Genomic DNA, 14,520 nt, shown 5'->3' on the forward strand with positions numbered 1-14,520 from the left:
GTGCGTTGAGCCCGCTACTGGCCAGATTGGGTCAAGCGGGGAGGGTGGCTGCGGCGTCGTCATCGGCCAGCAGGCCGTAGACGGCCGAGTCGGCCAGCTGCCCCTGGATGCGCCAGCGCTGGCGCAGCACCCCCTCGCGGTGGAAGCCCAGGCGATCCAGCACGTGCGCGGACGGCGCATTGCGCGGGTCGATCTCGGCTTCCACCCGATGCAGGTGCAGGGTGCGGAACAGGTAGGCCAGTACCTGTTGCAGGGCCTCGTGCATATAGCCCTGGCCCTGGCGATCGGGTGCCAGCAGGTAGCCGATCTCGGCGCGCGCCGCATCGCGGTCCACCGCGAATACCACGCAGATGCCCAGCAGCGGACCTTCCAGCGATTCGCGCACGGCCAGCTTCAGCTGGGTGCCGATGGCATGGGCGGCGAGGTCATCGTCGATCTGCTCGCGCGCTTCGGCCAGTCGCGTCCAGGCTGGATGGTTCCACCATCGCATGACATCCGGGTTGGACTGCAGCGTGAACAGCGCGGCGGCATCGTCACGACGGATCGGGCTCAGGACCAGCCGTGCACTGTGCAGCGGCAGGCCGGGGAACAGCAGCGAGTGGCTGGCCAATAGGGTGGTCCACGCGGATGGACGCGCATTATGGCGCTGCCGGGTTTGCCGATGGGGGCGGATGGGGTCGGAGCGCATGGGGTCGGATCCGTTTCCTGACAGGAAACGGCTCTGACCCCACTGCCGCCAACCGGGTCAGAGCCCTTTCCTGCGGAAAGGGATCCGACCCCGCTCCGGATCAGACCTCCAGCGAGGCCAGATCGCCCTTCGACTCCAGCCAGCCCTTGCGGTCGGACGCGCGCTTCTTGGCCAGCAGCATGTCCATCAGCGAACGGGTCTGCTCGCCATCGTCCACGGTCAGTTGCACCAGGCGGCGCGTATCCGGATGGATGGTCGACTCGCGCAGCTGGTTCGGGTTCATCTCGCCCAGGCCCTTGAAGCGGGTGACGTTGACTGCGCCCTTGATCTTCTCGCGCTCGATCTTGTCCAGCATCGAACGCTTCTCTTCCTCATCCAGGGCGTAGAACACCTGCTTGCCCACGTCGATGCGGAACAGCGGCGGCATTGCCACGAACACGTGGCCGGCATCGACCAGCGCCGGGAAATGCCTGAGGAACAGCGCGGTCAGCAGGGTGGCGATATGCAGGCCGTCGGAGTCCGCGTCGGCCAGGATCACCACCTTGCCGTAGCGCAGGCCGGTGATGTCGTCCTTGCCGGGGTCGCAGCCGATGGCCACGGCCAGGTTGTGCACTTCTTCGGAGGCCAGCACGCTGTTGGACGACACTTCCCAGGTGTTGAGGATCTTGCCGCGCAGCGGCAGGATCGCCTGGAAATCCTTGTCGCGCGCCTGCTTGGCGCTGCCGCCTGCCGAGTCACCTTCCACCAGGAACAGCTCGGTGCGCGACAGGTCCTGGCTGATGCAGTCGGCCAGCTTGCCGGGCAGGGCCGGGCCCTGCGTGACCTTCTTGCGGACGACCAGCTTCTCGGTCTTCAGGCGCGCACTGGCGCGCTCGATGGCGATCTGCGCGATCTTCTCGCCCAGCTCCACGTTCTGGTTCAGCAACAGGCTGAACGCATCGTGCGCGGCGCCCTCTACAAAGCCGGCGGCCTGGCGCGAGGACAGGCGTTCCTTGGTCTGGCCGCTGAACTGCGGGTCGGTCATCTTCAGCGACAGCACGAACGACACCCGGTCCCACACGTCTTCCGGGGCCAGCTTGACGCCGCGTGGCAGCAGGTTGCGGAAGTCGCAGAACTCGCGCAGCGCCTCGGTCAGGCCGGTACGCAGGCCGTTGACGTGGGTGCCATGCTGGGCGGTCGGAATCAGGTTGACATAGCTTTCCTGGACCAGCTCACCTTCCGGCAGCCAGGCCACGGCCCAGTCCACCACCTCGGTGTCCTTCTTGAGGTTGCCGACGAACAGGTCGGCCGGCAGCGATTCGCGCTCACCCAGTTCCAGCTTCAGGTAGTCGCGCAGGCCGTCTTCGTAGTACCAGGTATCGACTTCACCGGTGGCTTCGTCGGTCAGCTTGACGGTCAGGCCCGGGCACAGCACGGCCTTGGCGCGCAGCAGGTGCTTCAACGCGCGCACTGCGAACTTGGGCGTGTCGAAGTACTTCGGGTCCGGCCAGAAGCGCACGCGGGTACCGGTGTTCTTCTTGCCGACGGTGCCGACCACCTCCAGCGGCGTGGCGCGGTCGCCATTGCGGAAGGTGATGCGGTGTTCGGCACCTTCGCGCTTGATGTGCACCTCCACCAGGGTCGACAGCGCGTTGACCACGCTGACGCCGACGCCATGCAGGCCGCCGGAGAAGGTGTAGTTGTTGTTGCTGAACTTGCCGCCTGCATGCAGGCGGGTGAGGATCAGTTCGACGCCCGGGATCTTCTCTTCCGGATGGATGTCCACCGGCATGCCGCGGCCGTCATCGCTGACCTCCACGCTGCCGTCCTTGTACAGGGTGATCTCGATCGAGCGGGCATGGCCGGCGAGGGCCTCGTCCACCGAGTTGTCGATCACTTCCTGCGCCAGGTGGTTCGGGCGCGCGGTGTCGGTATACATGCCGGGACGGCGCTTGACCGGGTCAAGGCCGGACAGGACTTCAATATCGGCGGCGTTATAGCGGGCGTTCATCTATCTTCTAAAGCGCGGAGCGACGCGCAAGTGTGCGGTCTGGACGGCGATTTTGCACGCCTGCGGTTCAGCCTCGGCGCCGGGGAGGGGGTAAAATGGCAGCCGCTGGAATCTGAACGCCGGCGGCCCCATCGGGTCGAAACATCCAAGCCATACCGCGAGGAGGATCTCATGAAGAAGTTGCTGACCGTTGCAATCCTGGCCGCTGCCGCCGTTGCAGTGCCGCTGGTGGTGGCGCAGAACGCGGGCCAGCCGGCCCCGCAGCAGGGTGACCAGGCCGACAAGGCGCAGGCCGAGGCCGATGCCAAGGCCAAGCGTCGTGCCCAGGCCAATGCCGAAATGAAGGCGCAGGGCCAGCCGGCCCCGCAGAAGGAAGAAGAGGAAGAAGCGCGCAAGAAGCGCTGATCCCGCAACCTGCCAAGCGCCCTTGCGACAAGGGGTGCGCAACGGAACGCCCCGCTCCGCGGGGCGTTTCTTTTTAGGAACGTGGCGTCTGCCCCTTGGGTTGGCGGCCATCAATCTGTAAACTATGGCTTTCCGGGAGTAAGTGCGTGTCCACCCTTTGCGAATGGGCTGGAGCGGCCAAGCGTGGCTTCCAGCATGGCGGGTCGCAGGTGACGGTCGATTTGGCCGGCACGGCCGCCCCGACCTCGCACGATGGTCCCCGTCCGGCGCCTGCCGCCGCACGGATCCGCACCTCCCTCGCTGTCCCAGCGAACCGGAAAACCCCCTCCGAGCACCATGCCCGCCCTCCGGGTGCGCGTGGTGTTGCCGTTTTCCATTTCCAGACAGGATGCTTGCAGCCATGACTCCCTTGATTTTCGTAACCGGCGGCGTGGTGTCCTCGCTCGGCAAAGGCATTGCCGCCGCGTCGCTGGCCGCCATTCTCGAAGCCCGGGGCCTGAAGGTCACGATGATGAAGCTCGACCCTTACATCAACGTCGACCCGGGCACCATGAGCCCGTTCCAGCACGGTGAGGTGTATGTCACCGATGACGGCGCCGAGACCGACCTCGACCTGGGCCACTACGAGCGCTTCGTGCGCACCCGCCTGAGCCGCAAGAACTCGGTCACCACCGGCCGCATCTACGAGAACGTGATCCGCAAGGAGCGCCGCGGCGACTACCTGGGCGCGACCGTGCAGGTCATTCCGCACATCACCGACGAGATCCGTCGCTGCATCGACGAAGCCACCGAAGGCTACGACGTGGCACTGGTCGAGATCGGTGGCACCGTCGGCGACATCGAGTCGCTGCCGTTCCTGGAAGCGATCCGCCAGGTGCGCACCGAGCGTGGCCCGGAGAAGGCGCTGTTCATGCACCTCACCCTGGTGCCGTACATCGGCGCCGCCGGTGAGCTGAAGACCAAGCCGACCCAGCATTCGGTGAAGGAACTGCGTTCGATCGGCATCCAGCCGGACGTGCTGCTGTGCCGTTCCGAGCAGGCCGTGCCGGATTCGGAGCGCCGCAAGATCGCCCAGTTCACCAACGTCTCCGAGCGCGCAGTGATCAGCGTGCCGGACGTGGACGTGCTGTATCGCATTCCGTCGGGCCTGCACGCGCAGGGCCTGGACGAGATCGTGGTCAACCAGCTGAAGCTGGCCGACAAGGCCGGTCCGGTCGATCTGTCGATGTGGGAGGACGCAGTCGATGCGACCCTGCATCCGCTGGATGAAGTGACCATCGCCGTGGTTGGCAAGTACGTGGATCACCAGGATGCCTACAAGTCGGTCGGCGAAGCACTGAAGCACGGCGGCCTGCGCCAGCGCACCAAGGTCAACCTGAAGTGGCTGGAAGCACAGGATCTGGAAGGCACCGACATGGCCGCACTGGCCGATGTCGACGGCATCCTGGTGCCGGGTGGCTTCGGTGACCGTGGTTTCGAAGGCAAGGTGCTGACCTCGAAGTTCGCCCGCGAGCAGCACGTGCCGTACTTCGGCATCTGCTACGGCATGCAGGCGGCCGTCGTCGATTACGCGCGCAACGTGGTCGGCCTGGAAGGCGCCAACAGCACCGAGAACGACCGCCAGTCGCCGAACCCGGTGATCGGCCTGATCACCGAATGGCGCACCGCCACCGGCGATGTCGAGAAGCGTGACGACAAGAGCGACCTCGGCGGCACCATGCGCCTGGGCCTGCAGGAACAGCGCCTGAAGCCGGGCACGCTGGCCCGTGAGCTGTACGGCAAGGACGTCGTCGCCGAGCGCCACCGCCACCGCTACGAGTTCAACAACCGTTACCGCACCCAGCTGGAAGATGCCGGCCTGGTGATTGCCGGCAAGTCGATGGACGACACCCTGGTGGAAGTGGTCGAACTGCCGCGCGACGCGCATCCGTGGTTCCTGGCCTGCCAGGCGCACCCGGAATTCCTGTCCACGCCGCGTGACGGCCACCCGCTGTTCATCGGTTTCATCCGTGCCGCGCGCGAGCGCAAGGCCGGCGGCAAGCTGCTTTCCGAAGCGCGCGCCTGACTTGTGAATGGGGGCTTCGGCCCCCATCCTGCATGCTTCAACCCCCAGCGCACCGGCCCGGCCGGTGCTGCGGACAACAAGGAAACGCCATGAAACTGTGTGGATTCGAGGTCGGGCTGGACCAGCCCCTGTTCCTGATCGCCGGCCCCTGCGTGATCGAGTCGATGCAGCTGCAGCTCGATACCGCCGGCAAGCTGAAGGAAGTCACCGACAAGCTCGGCGTCAACTTCATCTTCAAGTCCAGCTTCGACAAGGCCAACCGCACCTCGGGCACCGCGTTCCGCGGCCCGGGCATGGAAGAGGGCCTGAAGGTCCTGGCCGAGGTCAGGAAGCAGATCGGCGTGCCGGTGCTGACCGACGTCCATGAGTACACCCCGATGGACGAAGTGGCCTCGGTGGTGGATGTGCTGCAGACCCCGGCGTTCCTGGTCCGCCAGACCGACTTCATCCGCAAGGTGTGCTCGGCCGGCAAGCCGGTCAACATCAAGAAGGGCCAGTTCCTGGCGCCCTGGGACATGAAGCCGGTCGTGGAGAAGGCCAAGGCCACCGGCAACGAGCAGATCATGGTCTGCGAGCGCGGTGCCAGCTTCGGCTACAACAACCTGGTCAGCGACATGCGCTCGCTGGCGGTGATGCGCGATACCGGTTGCCCGGTGGTGTTCGATGCCACCCACTCGGTGCAGTTGCCGGGCGGGCAGGGCACCAGTTCCGGTGGCCAGCGTGAGCACGTGCCGGTGCTGGCCCGTGCTGCCGTCGCGGTGGGCATCTCCGGCCTGTTCGCCGAGACCCATCCGGATCCGTCCAAGGCCCTGTCCGATGGCCCCAACGCGTGGCCGCTGGACCAGATGGAAGCGCTGCTCGAGACCCTGATGGAGCTCGACGCGGTGACCAAGAAGCACGGCTTCTCGCGCTTCGCGTGAGTCGTGACCCGAGGGTGGCGCTGGAAGCCCAGCGTCATCGCCGGCACTGGAAACAGTGGCCCTGGGGCCTGATCGCACTGGGCCTGGCCGTGCTGTTCACCGTGGGCATGTTTGGCCTGGTGCTGATCGGTGCGGCGTCGGTGCGCCCCCCGGGTGATGGCAGCAGCGCGCTTGATCTGCGTGCGTATTTCATTGCGCTGCTGGTCGCGGAGCTGCTCGGTGCCGCGGGCTGCCTCGCGGCCGCGGTGCTGGCCTGGCGGCTGAATCGCGGCAAGGTGGCGGCTGGCTTTGCGATCATCCTGCTTTCGCTGTGGCTCGGCGCCCTGTTCTACGGATTGCTTTGATGAATACGAGCACGTCGGCGCGCGGCTGGCCCTGGGGCCTGGTCGCGCTGGGGCTGTCCGTGCTCGCCTGGGCGTCCCTGCTGCTGGGAGTAATGGCCTTTGCGGCCAGCTTCGGCTCGCCGGGTGACGGAAACCATGGCATCCAGGCCATGCAGTACTGGATCGTGGCCGCGCTGGTCGCGCTGGGTGTGTCTTTCGTCGGCAGCCTGGTGGCGATGGTGCTCGCCTGGCGACGCCGTCGTAGACCCGTCGCGGCGGCGGTGGCCGGCGCGTTGCTGGTGATGCTGGTGTCGCTGGCCCTGATCGTGATCGGGTCCAGCTGGGGCTGATGCCGCCCAGGCCATTTGGCAAGTGGCGGGCAGCCGGGGATAATCACGCGGCATTCGTTTTGTCGCCCCCTCTCCAGACAGGTAACCGGCCCGACCATGAGTACGATCCGCAGCATCCACGCCCGTGAAATCCTTGACAGCCGTGGCAACCCCACGCTGGAAGCCGAAGTCATCCTGGAGGACGGTTCGTTCGGTCGTGCCGCGGTTCCCTCCGGCGCCTCGACCGGCACCAAGGAAGCGGTCGAGCTGCGTGACGGTGACAAGACCCGTTATCTGGGCAAGGGCGTGCGCAAGGCCGTCGACAACGTCAACACCACGATTGCCGCCGCGCTGAAGGGCTTTGAGGCTACCGACCAGGCCGGCCTCGACCGTCGCCTGATCGATCTGGACGGCACCGAGAACAAGGGCCGCCTGGGTGCCAACGCGCTGCTGGGTGTTTCGATGGCCGCCGCGCATGCCGCCGCTGCATCGAACAAGCAGGCACTGTGGCAGTACCTGGCTGCCAGGACCGGCGTGACCCCGGCGCTGCCGGTGCCGATGATGAACATCATCAATGGCGGCGCGCATGCCGACAACAACGTCGACTTCCAGGAGTTCATGGTGCTGCCGGTTGGCTTCACCTCGTTCTCCGAAGCGCTGCGTGCCGGTACCGAAATCTTCCATTCGCTGAAGTCGGTGCTGAAGGGCCATGGCCTGAGCACCGCGGTCGGCGACGAAGGTGGCTTCGCGCCGGACTTCCGCAGCAACGTCGAAGCGCTGGACACCATTCTCGAAGCGATCGGCAAGGCGGGCTACACCGCCGGCGAAGACGTGCTGCTGGGCCTGGACGTGGCCTCCAGCGAGTTCTTCGAGAACGGCAAGTACAACCTGGTCGGCGAGAACAAGCGCCTGACCTCCGAGCAGTTCGTCGACTTCCTCGCCGACTGGGCCGCGCAGTACCCGATCATCACGATTGAAGATGGCCTGGCCGAGAATGACTGGGCCGGCTGGAAGCTGCTGACCGACCGCATCGGCAAGAAGGTGCAGCTGGTCGGCGACGACCTGTTCGTGACCAACCCGAAGATCTTCCAGGAAGGCATCGACTCGGGCACCGCCAACGCGATCCTGATCAAGGTCAACCAGATCGGCACCCTCAGCGAAACCCTGGAAGCGATCGCCATGGCCGACCGTGCCGGCTACGCCGCCGTGGTCTCGCACCGTTCGGGCGAAACCGAAGACACCACCATCGCCGACATCGCAGTGGCCACCACCGCCACCCAGATCAAGACCGGTTCGCTGTGCCGCAGCGATCGCGTGGCCAAGTACAACCAGCTGCTGCGCATCGAGGAAGCCCTCGGCGCCGGCGCGCGTTACGCCGGTCGTGACGCGTTCGTTTCGCTGAAGCGCTGAGCCGATGCGCGACTGGCGCTGGATGCTGCTGGTGCTGGCCCTGTTGCTGGGCTGGCTGCAGTACCGCTTCTGGTTTGGTCCGGGCAATTCGGGTGAAGTGATGATGCTCGAAGCCCAGGTCGCCAACCAGGAGCGGGACAATGAGGGCCTGCAGCAGCGCAATGATGCGCTCGCTGCGGAAGTGAAGGACCTCAAGGAAGGCCAGTCCGCCATCGAGGAACGCGCGCGCAGCGAGCTGGGCATGATCAAGCCCGGCGAGAAGTTCTATCGCGTGGTCGAGGATGCGCCGGTCCACCCGGCGCAGCCTGCGGCAGGTGTCAGTGCGCAGGTTGGCGACCACCCGGCGGACGTGCCATGAGTGCGGCGATCTGGGTCGTGGTTCCGGCTGCTGGCCGTGGCACCCGCTTTGGCGCGCCGTTGCCCAAGCAGTACCTGCAGGCGGGCGGGCAGATCCTGCTCGCCCATACCCTGGACGCCCTGCTGGCGCATCCGGCCGTAGCCGGGGCAATGGTAGTGATCGGCCCGGACGACGCCGACTGGCCCGGCTGGAACGAGTGGGCGGGCAAGCCGGTGCTGACCTGCATCGGTGGCGCGACCCGTGCCGCTTCGGTGCTGGCTGGCCTGCAGGCGCTGCCGGAGACGGTGCGCGCTGATGAATTCGTGCTGGTCCACGATGCCGCGCGGCCGAACCTGTCGCTGGCCGACCTTGGCCGCCTGCTTGAAGTCGGTCGTGCCGATCCGGTCGGGGCGATCCTGGCCGCACCGGTGCGTGACACCCTCAAGCGTGCGGGCGACGACGGTGGCATCGATGGCACCGAGCCGCGCGAGCGGCTGTGGCGCGCACTGACACCACAACTGTTCCGCCGCCACCAGCTCAGCCGCGCGCTGTCCGAAGCCGCCGCCGCCGGTGTTGAAGTCACCGATGAGGCCATGGCCATGGAGCGCCAGGGCCAGCGCCCGCTGCTGGTCGAGGGCAGCGAGGACAACTTCAAGGTCACCACCCCGGCCGATCTGGACCGGTTCGAATTCGTACTTTCCCGCCGCGTCGGCTGACCGTCCGCGCGGCCCTGCAGCAAGGGTTGCATCCATGAGCACCGCACCGTTCCCGCCCGTCCGCATCGGCCAGGGCTACGACGTCCATGCCTTCGGTGAAGGCGACCACATCATGCTTGGCGGAGTGAACGTGCCGCACAGCTGCGGTGTGCTTGCACACAGCGACGGCGACGTGATCCTGCACGCCCTGTGCGATGCCATGCTCGGCGCACTGGCGCTGGGCGACATCGGCCGGCATTTCCCGCCCAGTGACGACCGCTGGAAGGGGGCCGACAGCAGCGAGTTCGTGCGCCACTGCGACAGCCTGCTGCGTGAGCGCGGCTGGCGCGTCGGCAACACCGACATCACCGTGATCTGCGAGCGGCCGAAGGTCGGCCCGCATGCGCTTGCGATGCGTGAGCGCATCGGTGGGTTGCTGCAGCTGCCGCTGGACGCGGTCAGCGTCAAGGCCACCACCTCGGAGAAGCTGGGCTTCACCGGCCGTGGTGAAGGCATCGCCGCGCAGGCGGTCGTGTTGCTGGTGGCGGCATGATCCCGCTGCCGTTGGCGTTTGGTGCGCCGTTGTTGACGGCGCGCATCCGCACCACGCCAGACGATTTCCAGGTGGATGAACTGCCGGCGTTCGAGGCGAGCGGTGAAGGCGAGCATCTGCTGCTGCACATCCGCAAGCGCGGCGCCAACACCGTGCATGTGGCCAAGGTGCTGGCAAAATGGGCGGGCCTGCCGGAAATGGCGGTGAGCTACGCCGGGATGAAAGACCGCCACGCGGTCACCACCCAGCGTTTCAGCGTGCACCTGCCCAAGCGCATTGCGCCGGACCTGGCCGAGTTGGCCAGTGACGAAATCGAAGTCATCGAGGCAACCTGGCACAACCGCAAGCTGCAGCGCGGCGCACTGGCCGGCAACCGCTTCAAGCTGGTGCTGCGCGAGGTGCAGGGCGATCCCGCCGCGATCAGCGAGCGCCTGCAGCAGATTGCCGCGCGCGGCCTGCCGAACTGGTTTGGTGAACAGCGTTTCGGCCGCGACGGTGGCAACGTGCCGGCTGCACTGGCGATGTTCGGTGGCCGCCGCATGCGCAAGGACCAGCGTTCGCTGCTGCTCTCTGCAGCCCGTTCGGCGCTGTTCAACCGCGTGCTGGCCGCGCGCGTGGAGCAGGGCAGCTGGGACCAGCCGCTCGATGGCGAAGTCTGGATGCTCGATGGCAGTCGCAGCGTGTTCGGCCCCGAGCCGTACACGGATGTGCTGGCCGAGCGGCTGGCGCGTTTCGACATCCATCCCAGCGCGCCGTTGTGGGGCGAAGGCGAGCTGCGCAGTGCCGACGCGGCACGTGAGCTGGAGCTGGCCGCGCTGGACGACGACGAGTCGAAAGCACTGCGGGCCGGCCTGGAAGATGCGCGCCTGAAGCAGGAGCGCCGCGCGTTGCGCCTGCGTCCGGCGCTGCTGCAGCACCAGTGGCTGGCCGACGACGTGCTGGAACTGTCGTTCGCGTTGCCGCCAGGCTGCTACGCCACCGCCGTGCTGCACGAACTCGGCCCCGTCGAAGACGCCTCGCAGGCCTGACAGAAAAAAAGGGGACGGAGGGAATTAAGTCGTTTGTGGCACAAACGACTTAATTCCCTCCGTCCCCTTTTCAACGCCGCGCCAGCAGCACCAGTACCGCGCCGGTGCCGCCTTGTCCGGTCGGTGCCGAATGGAATGCCAGCACGTCGTTGCGCAGCCGCAGCAGGCGATCGACCAGGTTCTTCAGCACCGGTGCGCCGCCATCGGACTGCAGTCCCTTGCCGTGGATGATGCGCACGCAGCCGTACTCGTGTGCATGCGCTTCCAGCAGGAACTGGCGCAGCAGGGCTTCGGCCTGTGCGGCGGTGGCGCCGTGCAGATCCAGTTCGTCCTGCACCGAGTACTGGCCGCGCTTGAGGCGCTGGAACAGGCGTGGTGGCAGGTTGTCGCGGCGATAGCTGGCCACGTCGCCGGCTTCCAGTGGCGCACTGTCGCGCAGCAGCCGGGCGAACTCGCCGGCCGCTTCGGCCTCGTCACGTTCGGCCATGCGCGCACGCGGTTTCGGCCGGGGCGCGGCAGGTGCCGGCTCGGCATCCTTGCGCAGCGGCTTCACTTCGCCGATGGCCGCACGGAACAAGGCGGCCGGATCTTCGTCATCAGGGTGCGACATGCGCACAGGGTAAACCGCCGGCGCAGGTCTGCCTATGACGGTTCGATGTCGGCCGTGACCGCTGACAGGGTAGGACCGGCGGCCCGCATGCGGCACAATAGACGATGCCCTTGCAGGGTCGACCGCTTCCGCAGGGGAGCGCGACGGTCCCGCCCACACTGCACGGTGATGGAATCGAATTCTTGGAAAATCAAGCGGTTAAATCGAAGATGCGAATCCTGGTCAGCAATGACGATGGTGTCGACGCCGCAGGCATCCGGATGCTTGCCGCGGTCCTGCGCGAGGCCGGTCACGAAGTCACGGTGGTTGCGCCCGACCGCGATCGCTCCGGCGCCAGCAACTCGCTGACCCTGGACCTGCCGATCCGGCTCAAGCGCATCGACCATTACACCGTTTCGGTGGCCGGTACACCCACCGACTGCGTGCACCTGGCGCTGACCGGCCTGCTTGAATTCGAGCCTGACATTGTCGTGTCCGGCATCAACAACGCCGCCAATCTCGGCGACGACGTGATCTATTCCGGCACCGTCTCGGCGGCGATGGAAGGTCGCTTCCTCGGCCTGCCGGCGGTGGCGGTCTCGCTGGTCAGCCGCAACCACGATCCGAAGCACTTCGAGACCGCCGCGCGTGCTGCGGTGGAGATTGTCGCCCGGCTCAAGGCCGATCCGCTGCCGGCCGACACCATCCTCAACGTCAACGTGCCGGACCTGCCGTGGAGCGAGGTCAAGGGCTTCGAGGTCACCCGCCTCGGCAACCGCCATCGTGCCGAAGGCTGCATCGCGCAGAAGGATCCGCGCGGCAACGAGGTGTACTGGATCGGCCCTGCCGGCCGTGAGCAGGATTCCGGTCCAGGTACCGATTTCCACGCGGTGCGCACCGGCCACATCTCGATCACCCCGATCCAGGTCGACCTCACCCGCTACCAGGCGCTGGAGAAGGTCGCCAGCTGGGTCGGCGGCCTCAGCGCCGCGCTGGACCAGCCGGCATGAGCCCACGCCTGCGATTGCAGCCGGAAGCCGTCGGTATCGGCATGACCTCGCAGCGCGTGCGTGACCGCCTGGTCGACCGCCTGCGCGAAGCCGGCATCGTCGACGAGCCGACCTTGAACGCGATCCGGGTGGTGCCGCGCCATCTGTTCATCGATGAAGCCCTGGCCTCGCGTGCGTATGAAGACACCGCGCTGCCGATCGGCCATGGCCAGACCATCTCGCAGCCCTGGGTGGTTGCGCGGATGACCGAGGCAGTGCTCCAGGTCGCGCCGAAGCGGGTGCTGGAAGTCGGTACCGGTTCCGGTTACCAGGCCGCCATCCTTGGCGCGTTGGGCCTGGAGGTCTACACCGTGGAGCGCATTGGTGATCTGCTGCGCCAGGCCCGCAAGCGCTTCCGTGCGCTGGGCATGAACATCCGCACCAAGCACGACGACGGCCGCGTCGGCTGGGCCGAGCACGGCCCGTTCGATGCCATCGTGGTCACTGCGGCGGCGCCGGCACTGGTCGACGCCCTGATCGAGCAGCTGGCCGAAGGCGGCCGCCTGGTGGCGCCGGTCGGTGGCCCTGGGGCGCAGTCGCTGGTACAGCTGGACCGCAAGGCCGACGGCAGCATCGAACAACACGTGCTGGCGCCGGTCACGTTCGTGCCGCTGCTGTCTGGCATGCTCGACTAATCCACGGAGCAGGGTTGCATGAAGATTTTCGGGCCGCTGTACGAGCGGGCGATGAAGTGGGCGGCGCACGAACGCGCGCCGACCTATCTGACGGTGTTGAGCTTCTTCGAGGCGATCATCTTCCCGGTGATGCCGGAGGTGATGCTGGCGCCGATGTGCGTGGCCCAGCCCAAGCGCGGCTGGTGGTTTGCCACCCTCAGCCTGGCCGGCTCGATGGTCGGTGCGCTGGTCGGCTACGCGCTGGGTCACTACGCTTTCGAGGCGATCAAGCCGCTGTTTGAAGTGCTGGGCATGCTGCCGGCGATCGAGCAGGGCATCACCACCGTGCAGGCGAAGATGGCCGAATCGCCGTGGGCGGTGTTCACCTTCCTGGTGCTGGGCGGCTTCATGCCCATCCCGATGAAGGTCTTCACGTGGGCATCGGGTATCGTCGGCGTACCGATGCCGCAGTACCTGTTGAGCATGCTGATCGGTCGCGGCAAGCGCGTGTTCGTGCTGGCTGCGGTCATCCGTATCGGTGGTGCGCGTGCTGAAGCGGCACTGCGTCGCTGGATTGAACCGCTGGGCTGGATCGCCACCGCGTTGGTGGTGGTGCTGATCGCCTGGCTTGTATGGAGGTCGAAGTTCGCATGAGTCCTGATCGTCTGAGCAAGGGAGTGCGCATCGGCGCGCTGGTGTTGCTGGTTTCCACCCTGGCCGCCTGCGGCACCGCCACTGTGGTTCGTCCTGGTGGTGGCAGCACCGGTGGTGGCGTGACCACGCCGAAGACCTCGGTGCCCAAGCCCGGGCAGACCGTGGTGGTGCGCAAGGGCGACACCATCTATGCGCTGGCCCGCATCCATGACATTACCCCGGCCGACCTGATTGCCTGGAACAGCCTGGACAACCCCTCGACCATCCATCCGGGGCAGGTGATCCGGCTGTATCCGGCCGGTGCCAGCGGCGGCCGCGCGCCGACCACGGTGGTCACCGCGCCGCGCTCGGGTGGCAGCAGCGCCGGCAGCACGGCGCCAACTCCGGCGCCGGCCGGTCCGGTGAAGAGCAACATCGCTTGGCGCTGGCCGGCCGATGGCGCGATCGTCGGCCGCTACGTTGCCGGCGATGCGACCAAGCAGGGCGTGGACATCGCCGGTACCAGCGGCCAGCCGGTCAAGGCCACCGCCAACGGTGTGGTGGTGTACTCCGGCGCCGGCCTGGTCGGCTACGGCGAGCTGATCATCATCAAGCACAGCGACCAGTGGCTGTCGGCCTATGGCCACAACCGCAAGCGCCTGGTGAATGAAGGGCAGAGCGTGAAGGCCGGTGAGCAGATCGCCGAGATGGGCCGCACCGGTGCGAACCGCGACATGGTCCACTTCGAGATCCGCTACAACGGCAAGCCGGTCGACCCGCAGCAGTACCTGCCGGCGCGCTGATCGTCGATTCATAATCCGGGCGGATCCCCGGCCCGGCGCAGCGCGCCGGGCGTTCGCCGACGGTGCGGCCCATGGGCCGCAAACACCGC

Annotated in this window: 17 protein-coding genes; 14 read left to right on the forward strand and 3 right to left on the reverse strand. The window is 66.9% G+C overall.

The window, feature by feature from the left end; all coding sequences use genetic code 11:
- Window positions 1–31: 31 nt before the first annotated feature.
- Both AC5P7A_RS05910 and parE read right to left on the reverse strand, forming a co-directional pair.
- A complete protein-coding gene (locus AC5P7A_RS05910; RefSeq protein ID WP_046429987.1) occupies window positions 32–610 on the reverse strand; it encodes a GNAT family N-acetyltransferase in 579 nt (192 codons plus the stop codon).
- Between the two features lie 178 nt (window positions 611–788).
- Window positions 789–2,678 carry a DNA topoisomerase IV subunit B gene (gene parE, locus AC5P7A_RS05915; protein WP_032959196.1) on the reverse strand — a complete coding sequence of 630 codons (1,890 nt, stop codon included), beginning with the start codon at window positions 2,676–2,678 and terminating at the stop codon, window positions 789–791.
- Between the two features lie 171 nt (window positions 2,679–2,849).
- Between parE and AC5P7A_RS05920 the strand changes: the two genes are divergently transcribed.
- From AC5P7A_RS05920 to truD, 10 genes are all read left to right on the forward strand, one after another.
- On the forward strand, window positions 2,850–3,083 hold the full coding sequence (locus tag AC5P7A_RS05920; RefSeq protein ID WP_014646695.1) for a hypothetical protein: 234 nt from the start codon (window positions 2,850–2,852) through the stop codon (window positions 3,081–3,083).
- 400 nt (window positions 3,084–3,483) lie between these two features.
- Window positions 3,484–5,148, forward strand: a complete 1,665-nt coding sequence (gene pyrG, locus AC5P7A_RS05925) for a CTP synthase (RefSeq protein WP_014646697.1) — start codon at window positions 3,484–3,486, stop codon at window positions 5,146–5,148.
- A gap of 89 nt (window positions 5,149–5,237) precedes the next feature.
- Complete coding sequence (gene kdsA / locus AC5P7A_RS05930) at window positions 5,238–6,068, forward strand: 3-deoxy-8-phosphooctulonate synthase (RefSeq protein ID WP_005408999.1); 831 nt, start codon at window positions 5,238–5,240, stop codon at window positions 6,066–6,068.
- The gene (locus AC5P7A_RS05935; RefSeq protein WP_032959194.1) at window positions 6,065–6,412 is read left to right on the forward strand and encodes a hypothetical protein; all 348 of its coding nucleotides are present in this window, start codon (window positions 6,065–6,067) and stop codon (window positions 6,410–6,412) included. The genes kdsA and AC5P7A_RS05935 overlap by 4 nt, the downstream gene beginning before the upstream one ends.
- Entirely contained in the window at window positions 6,412–6,741 is a 330-nt protein-coding gene (locus AC5P7A_RS05940) for a hypothetical protein (RefSeq protein WP_495219946.1), read from the forward strand. The genes AC5P7A_RS05935 and AC5P7A_RS05940 overlap by 1 nt, the downstream gene beginning before the upstream one ends.
- A 96-nt stretch (window positions 6,742–6,837) precedes the next feature.
- Window positions 6,838–8,130 (forward strand): phosphopyruvate hydratase, encoded by a 1,293-nt coding sequence (gene eno, locus AC5P7A_RS05945; protein WP_014646700.1) that lies wholly within the window; start codon window positions 6,838–6,840, stop codon window positions 8,128–8,130.
- 4 nt (window positions 8,131–8,134) lie between these two features.
- Window positions 8,135–8,488, forward strand: a complete 354-nt coding sequence (gene ftsB, locus AC5P7A_RS05950) for a cell division protein FtsB (RefSeq protein WP_005412924.1) — start codon at window positions 8,135–8,137, stop codon at window positions 8,486–8,488.
- Complete coding sequence (gene ispD / locus AC5P7A_RS05955; protein WP_478409550.1) at window positions 8,485–9,183, forward strand: 2-C-methyl-D-erythritol 4-phosphate cytidylyltransferase; 699 nt, start codon at window positions 8,485–8,487, stop codon at window positions 9,181–9,183. The genes ftsB and ispD overlap by 4 nt, the downstream gene beginning before the upstream one ends.
- Window positions 9,184–9,217: 34 nt before the next feature.
- On the forward strand, window positions 9,218–9,715 hold the full coding sequence (ispF, locus tag AC5P7A_RS05960; RefSeq protein ID WP_169410583.1) for a 2-C-methyl-D-erythritol 2,4-cyclodiphosphate synthase: 498 nt from the start codon (window positions 9,218–9,220) through the stop codon (window positions 9,713–9,715).
- Entirely contained in the window at window positions 9,712–10,743 is a 1,032-nt protein-coding gene (gene truD, locus AC5P7A_RS05965; RefSeq protein ID WP_014646703.1) for a tRNA pseudouridine(13) synthase TruD, read from the forward strand. Before ispF ends, truD begins: the two co-directional genes overlap by 4 nt.
- A 70-nt stretch (window positions 10,744–10,813) precedes the next feature.
- Here truD and AC5P7A_RS05970 read toward each other — a convergent pair whose 3' ends face one another.
- A complete protein-coding gene (locus tag AC5P7A_RS05970; RefSeq protein WP_032959185.1) occupies window positions 10,814–11,353 on the reverse strand; it encodes a Smr/MutS family protein in 540 nt (179 codons plus the stop codon).
- 209 nt (window positions 11,354–11,562) lie between these two features.
- On the opposite strand from AC5P7A_RS05970, the gene surE reads away from it, so the two are divergent.
- The 4 genes from surE to AC5P7A_RS05990 are packed head-to-tail and all read left to right on the forward strand — an operon-like array spanning window position 11,563 to window position 14,431.
- Complete coding sequence (gene surE, locus AC5P7A_RS05975) at window positions 11,563–12,342, forward strand: 5'/3'-nucleotidase SurE (RefSeq protein WP_032959183.1); 780 nt, start codon at window positions 11,563–11,565, stop codon at window positions 12,340–12,342.
- Window positions 12,339–13,016 carry a protein-L-isoaspartate(D-aspartate) O-methyltransferase gene (locus AC5P7A_RS05980; RefSeq protein ID WP_010485977.1) on the forward strand — a complete coding sequence of 226 codons (678 nt, stop codon included), beginning with the start codon at window positions 12,339–12,341 and terminating at the stop codon, window positions 13,014–13,016. Before surE ends, AC5P7A_RS05980 begins: the two co-directional genes overlap by 4 nt.
- Before the next feature lie 18 nt (window positions 13,017–13,034).
- Complete coding sequence (locus AC5P7A_RS05985) at window positions 13,035–13,649, forward strand: YqaA family protein (RefSeq protein WP_014646707.1); 615 nt, start codon at window positions 13,035–13,037, stop codon at window positions 13,647–13,649.
- Window positions 13,646–14,431 carry a peptidoglycan DD-metalloendopeptidase family protein gene (locus AC5P7A_RS05990; protein WP_478409551.1) on the forward strand — a complete coding sequence of 262 codons (786 nt, stop codon included), beginning with the start codon at window positions 13,646–13,648 and terminating at the stop codon, window positions 14,429–14,431. The genes AC5P7A_RS05985 and AC5P7A_RS05990 overlap by 4 nt, the downstream gene beginning before the upstream one ends.
- The last annotated feature ends 89 nt before the right edge of the window (window positions 14,432–14,520 follow it).

The organism is Stenotrophomonas sp. YJH_SMC_65 (assembly GCF_059369475.1).

What these genes read in the sequence shown, in the direction of transcription:
- parE (WP_032959196.1), bottom strand. Translation starts at nt 2,678, where the DNA reads ATGAACGCCCGCTATAACGCCGCCGATATTGAAGTCCTGTCCGGCCTT.
- AC5P7A_RS05920 (WP_014646695.1), top strand. Translation starts at nt 2,850, where the DNA reads ATGAAGAAGTTGCTGACCGTTGCAATCCTGGCCGCTGCCGCCGTTGCA.
- pyrG (WP_014646697.1), top strand. Translation starts at nt 3,484, where the DNA reads ATGACTCCCTTGATTTTCGTAACCGGCGGCGTGGTGTCCTCGCTCGGC.
- kdsA (WP_005408999.1), top strand. Translation starts at nt 5,238, where the DNA reads ATGAAACTGTGTGGATTCGAGGTCGGGCTGGACCAGCCCCTGTTCCTG.
- AC5P7A_RS05940 (WP_495219946.1), top strand. Translation starts at nt 6,412, where the DNA reads ATGAATACGAGCACGTCGGCGCGCGGCTGGCCCTGGGGCCTGGTCGCG.
- eno (WP_014646700.1), top strand. Translation starts at nt 6,838, where the DNA reads ATGAGTACGATCCGCAGCATCCACGCCCGTGAAATCCTTGACAGCCGT.
- ftsB (WP_005412924.1), top strand. Translation starts at nt 8,135, where the DNA reads ATGCGCGACTGGCGCTGGATGCTGCTGGTGCTGGCCCTGTTGCTGGGC.
- ispD (WP_478409550.1), top strand. Translation starts at nt 8,485, where the DNA reads ATGAGTGCGGCGATCTGGGTCGTGGTTCCGGCTGCTGGCCGTGGCACC.
- ispF (WP_169410583.1), top strand. Translation starts at nt 9,218, where the DNA reads ATGAGCACCGCACCGTTCCCGCCCGTCCGCATCGGCCAGGGCTACGAC.
- truD (WP_014646703.1), top strand. Translation starts at nt 9,712, where the DNA reads ATGATCCCGCTGCCGTTGGCGTTTGGTGCGCCGTTGTTGACGGCGCGC.
- AC5P7A_RS05970 (WP_032959185.1), bottom strand. Translation starts at nt 11,353, where the DNA reads ATGTCGCACCCTGATGACGAAGATCCGGCCGCCTTGTTCCGTGCGGCC.
- surE (WP_032959183.1), top strand. Translation starts at nt 11,563, where the DNA reads ATGCGAATCCTGGTCAGCAATGACGATGGTGTCGACGCCGCAGGCATC.
- AC5P7A_RS05980 (WP_010485977.1), top strand. Translation starts at nt 12,339, where the DNA reads ATGAGCCCACGCCTGCGATTGCAGCCGGAAGCCGTCGGTATCGGCATG.
- AC5P7A_RS05985 (WP_014646707.1), top strand. Translation starts at nt 13,035, where the DNA reads ATGAAGATTTTCGGGCCGCTGTACGAGCGGGCGATGAAGTGGGCGGCG.
- AC5P7A_RS05990 (WP_478409551.1), top strand. Translation starts at nt 13,646, where the DNA reads ATGAGTCCTGATCGTCTGAGCAAGGGAGTGCGCATCGGCGCGCTGGTG.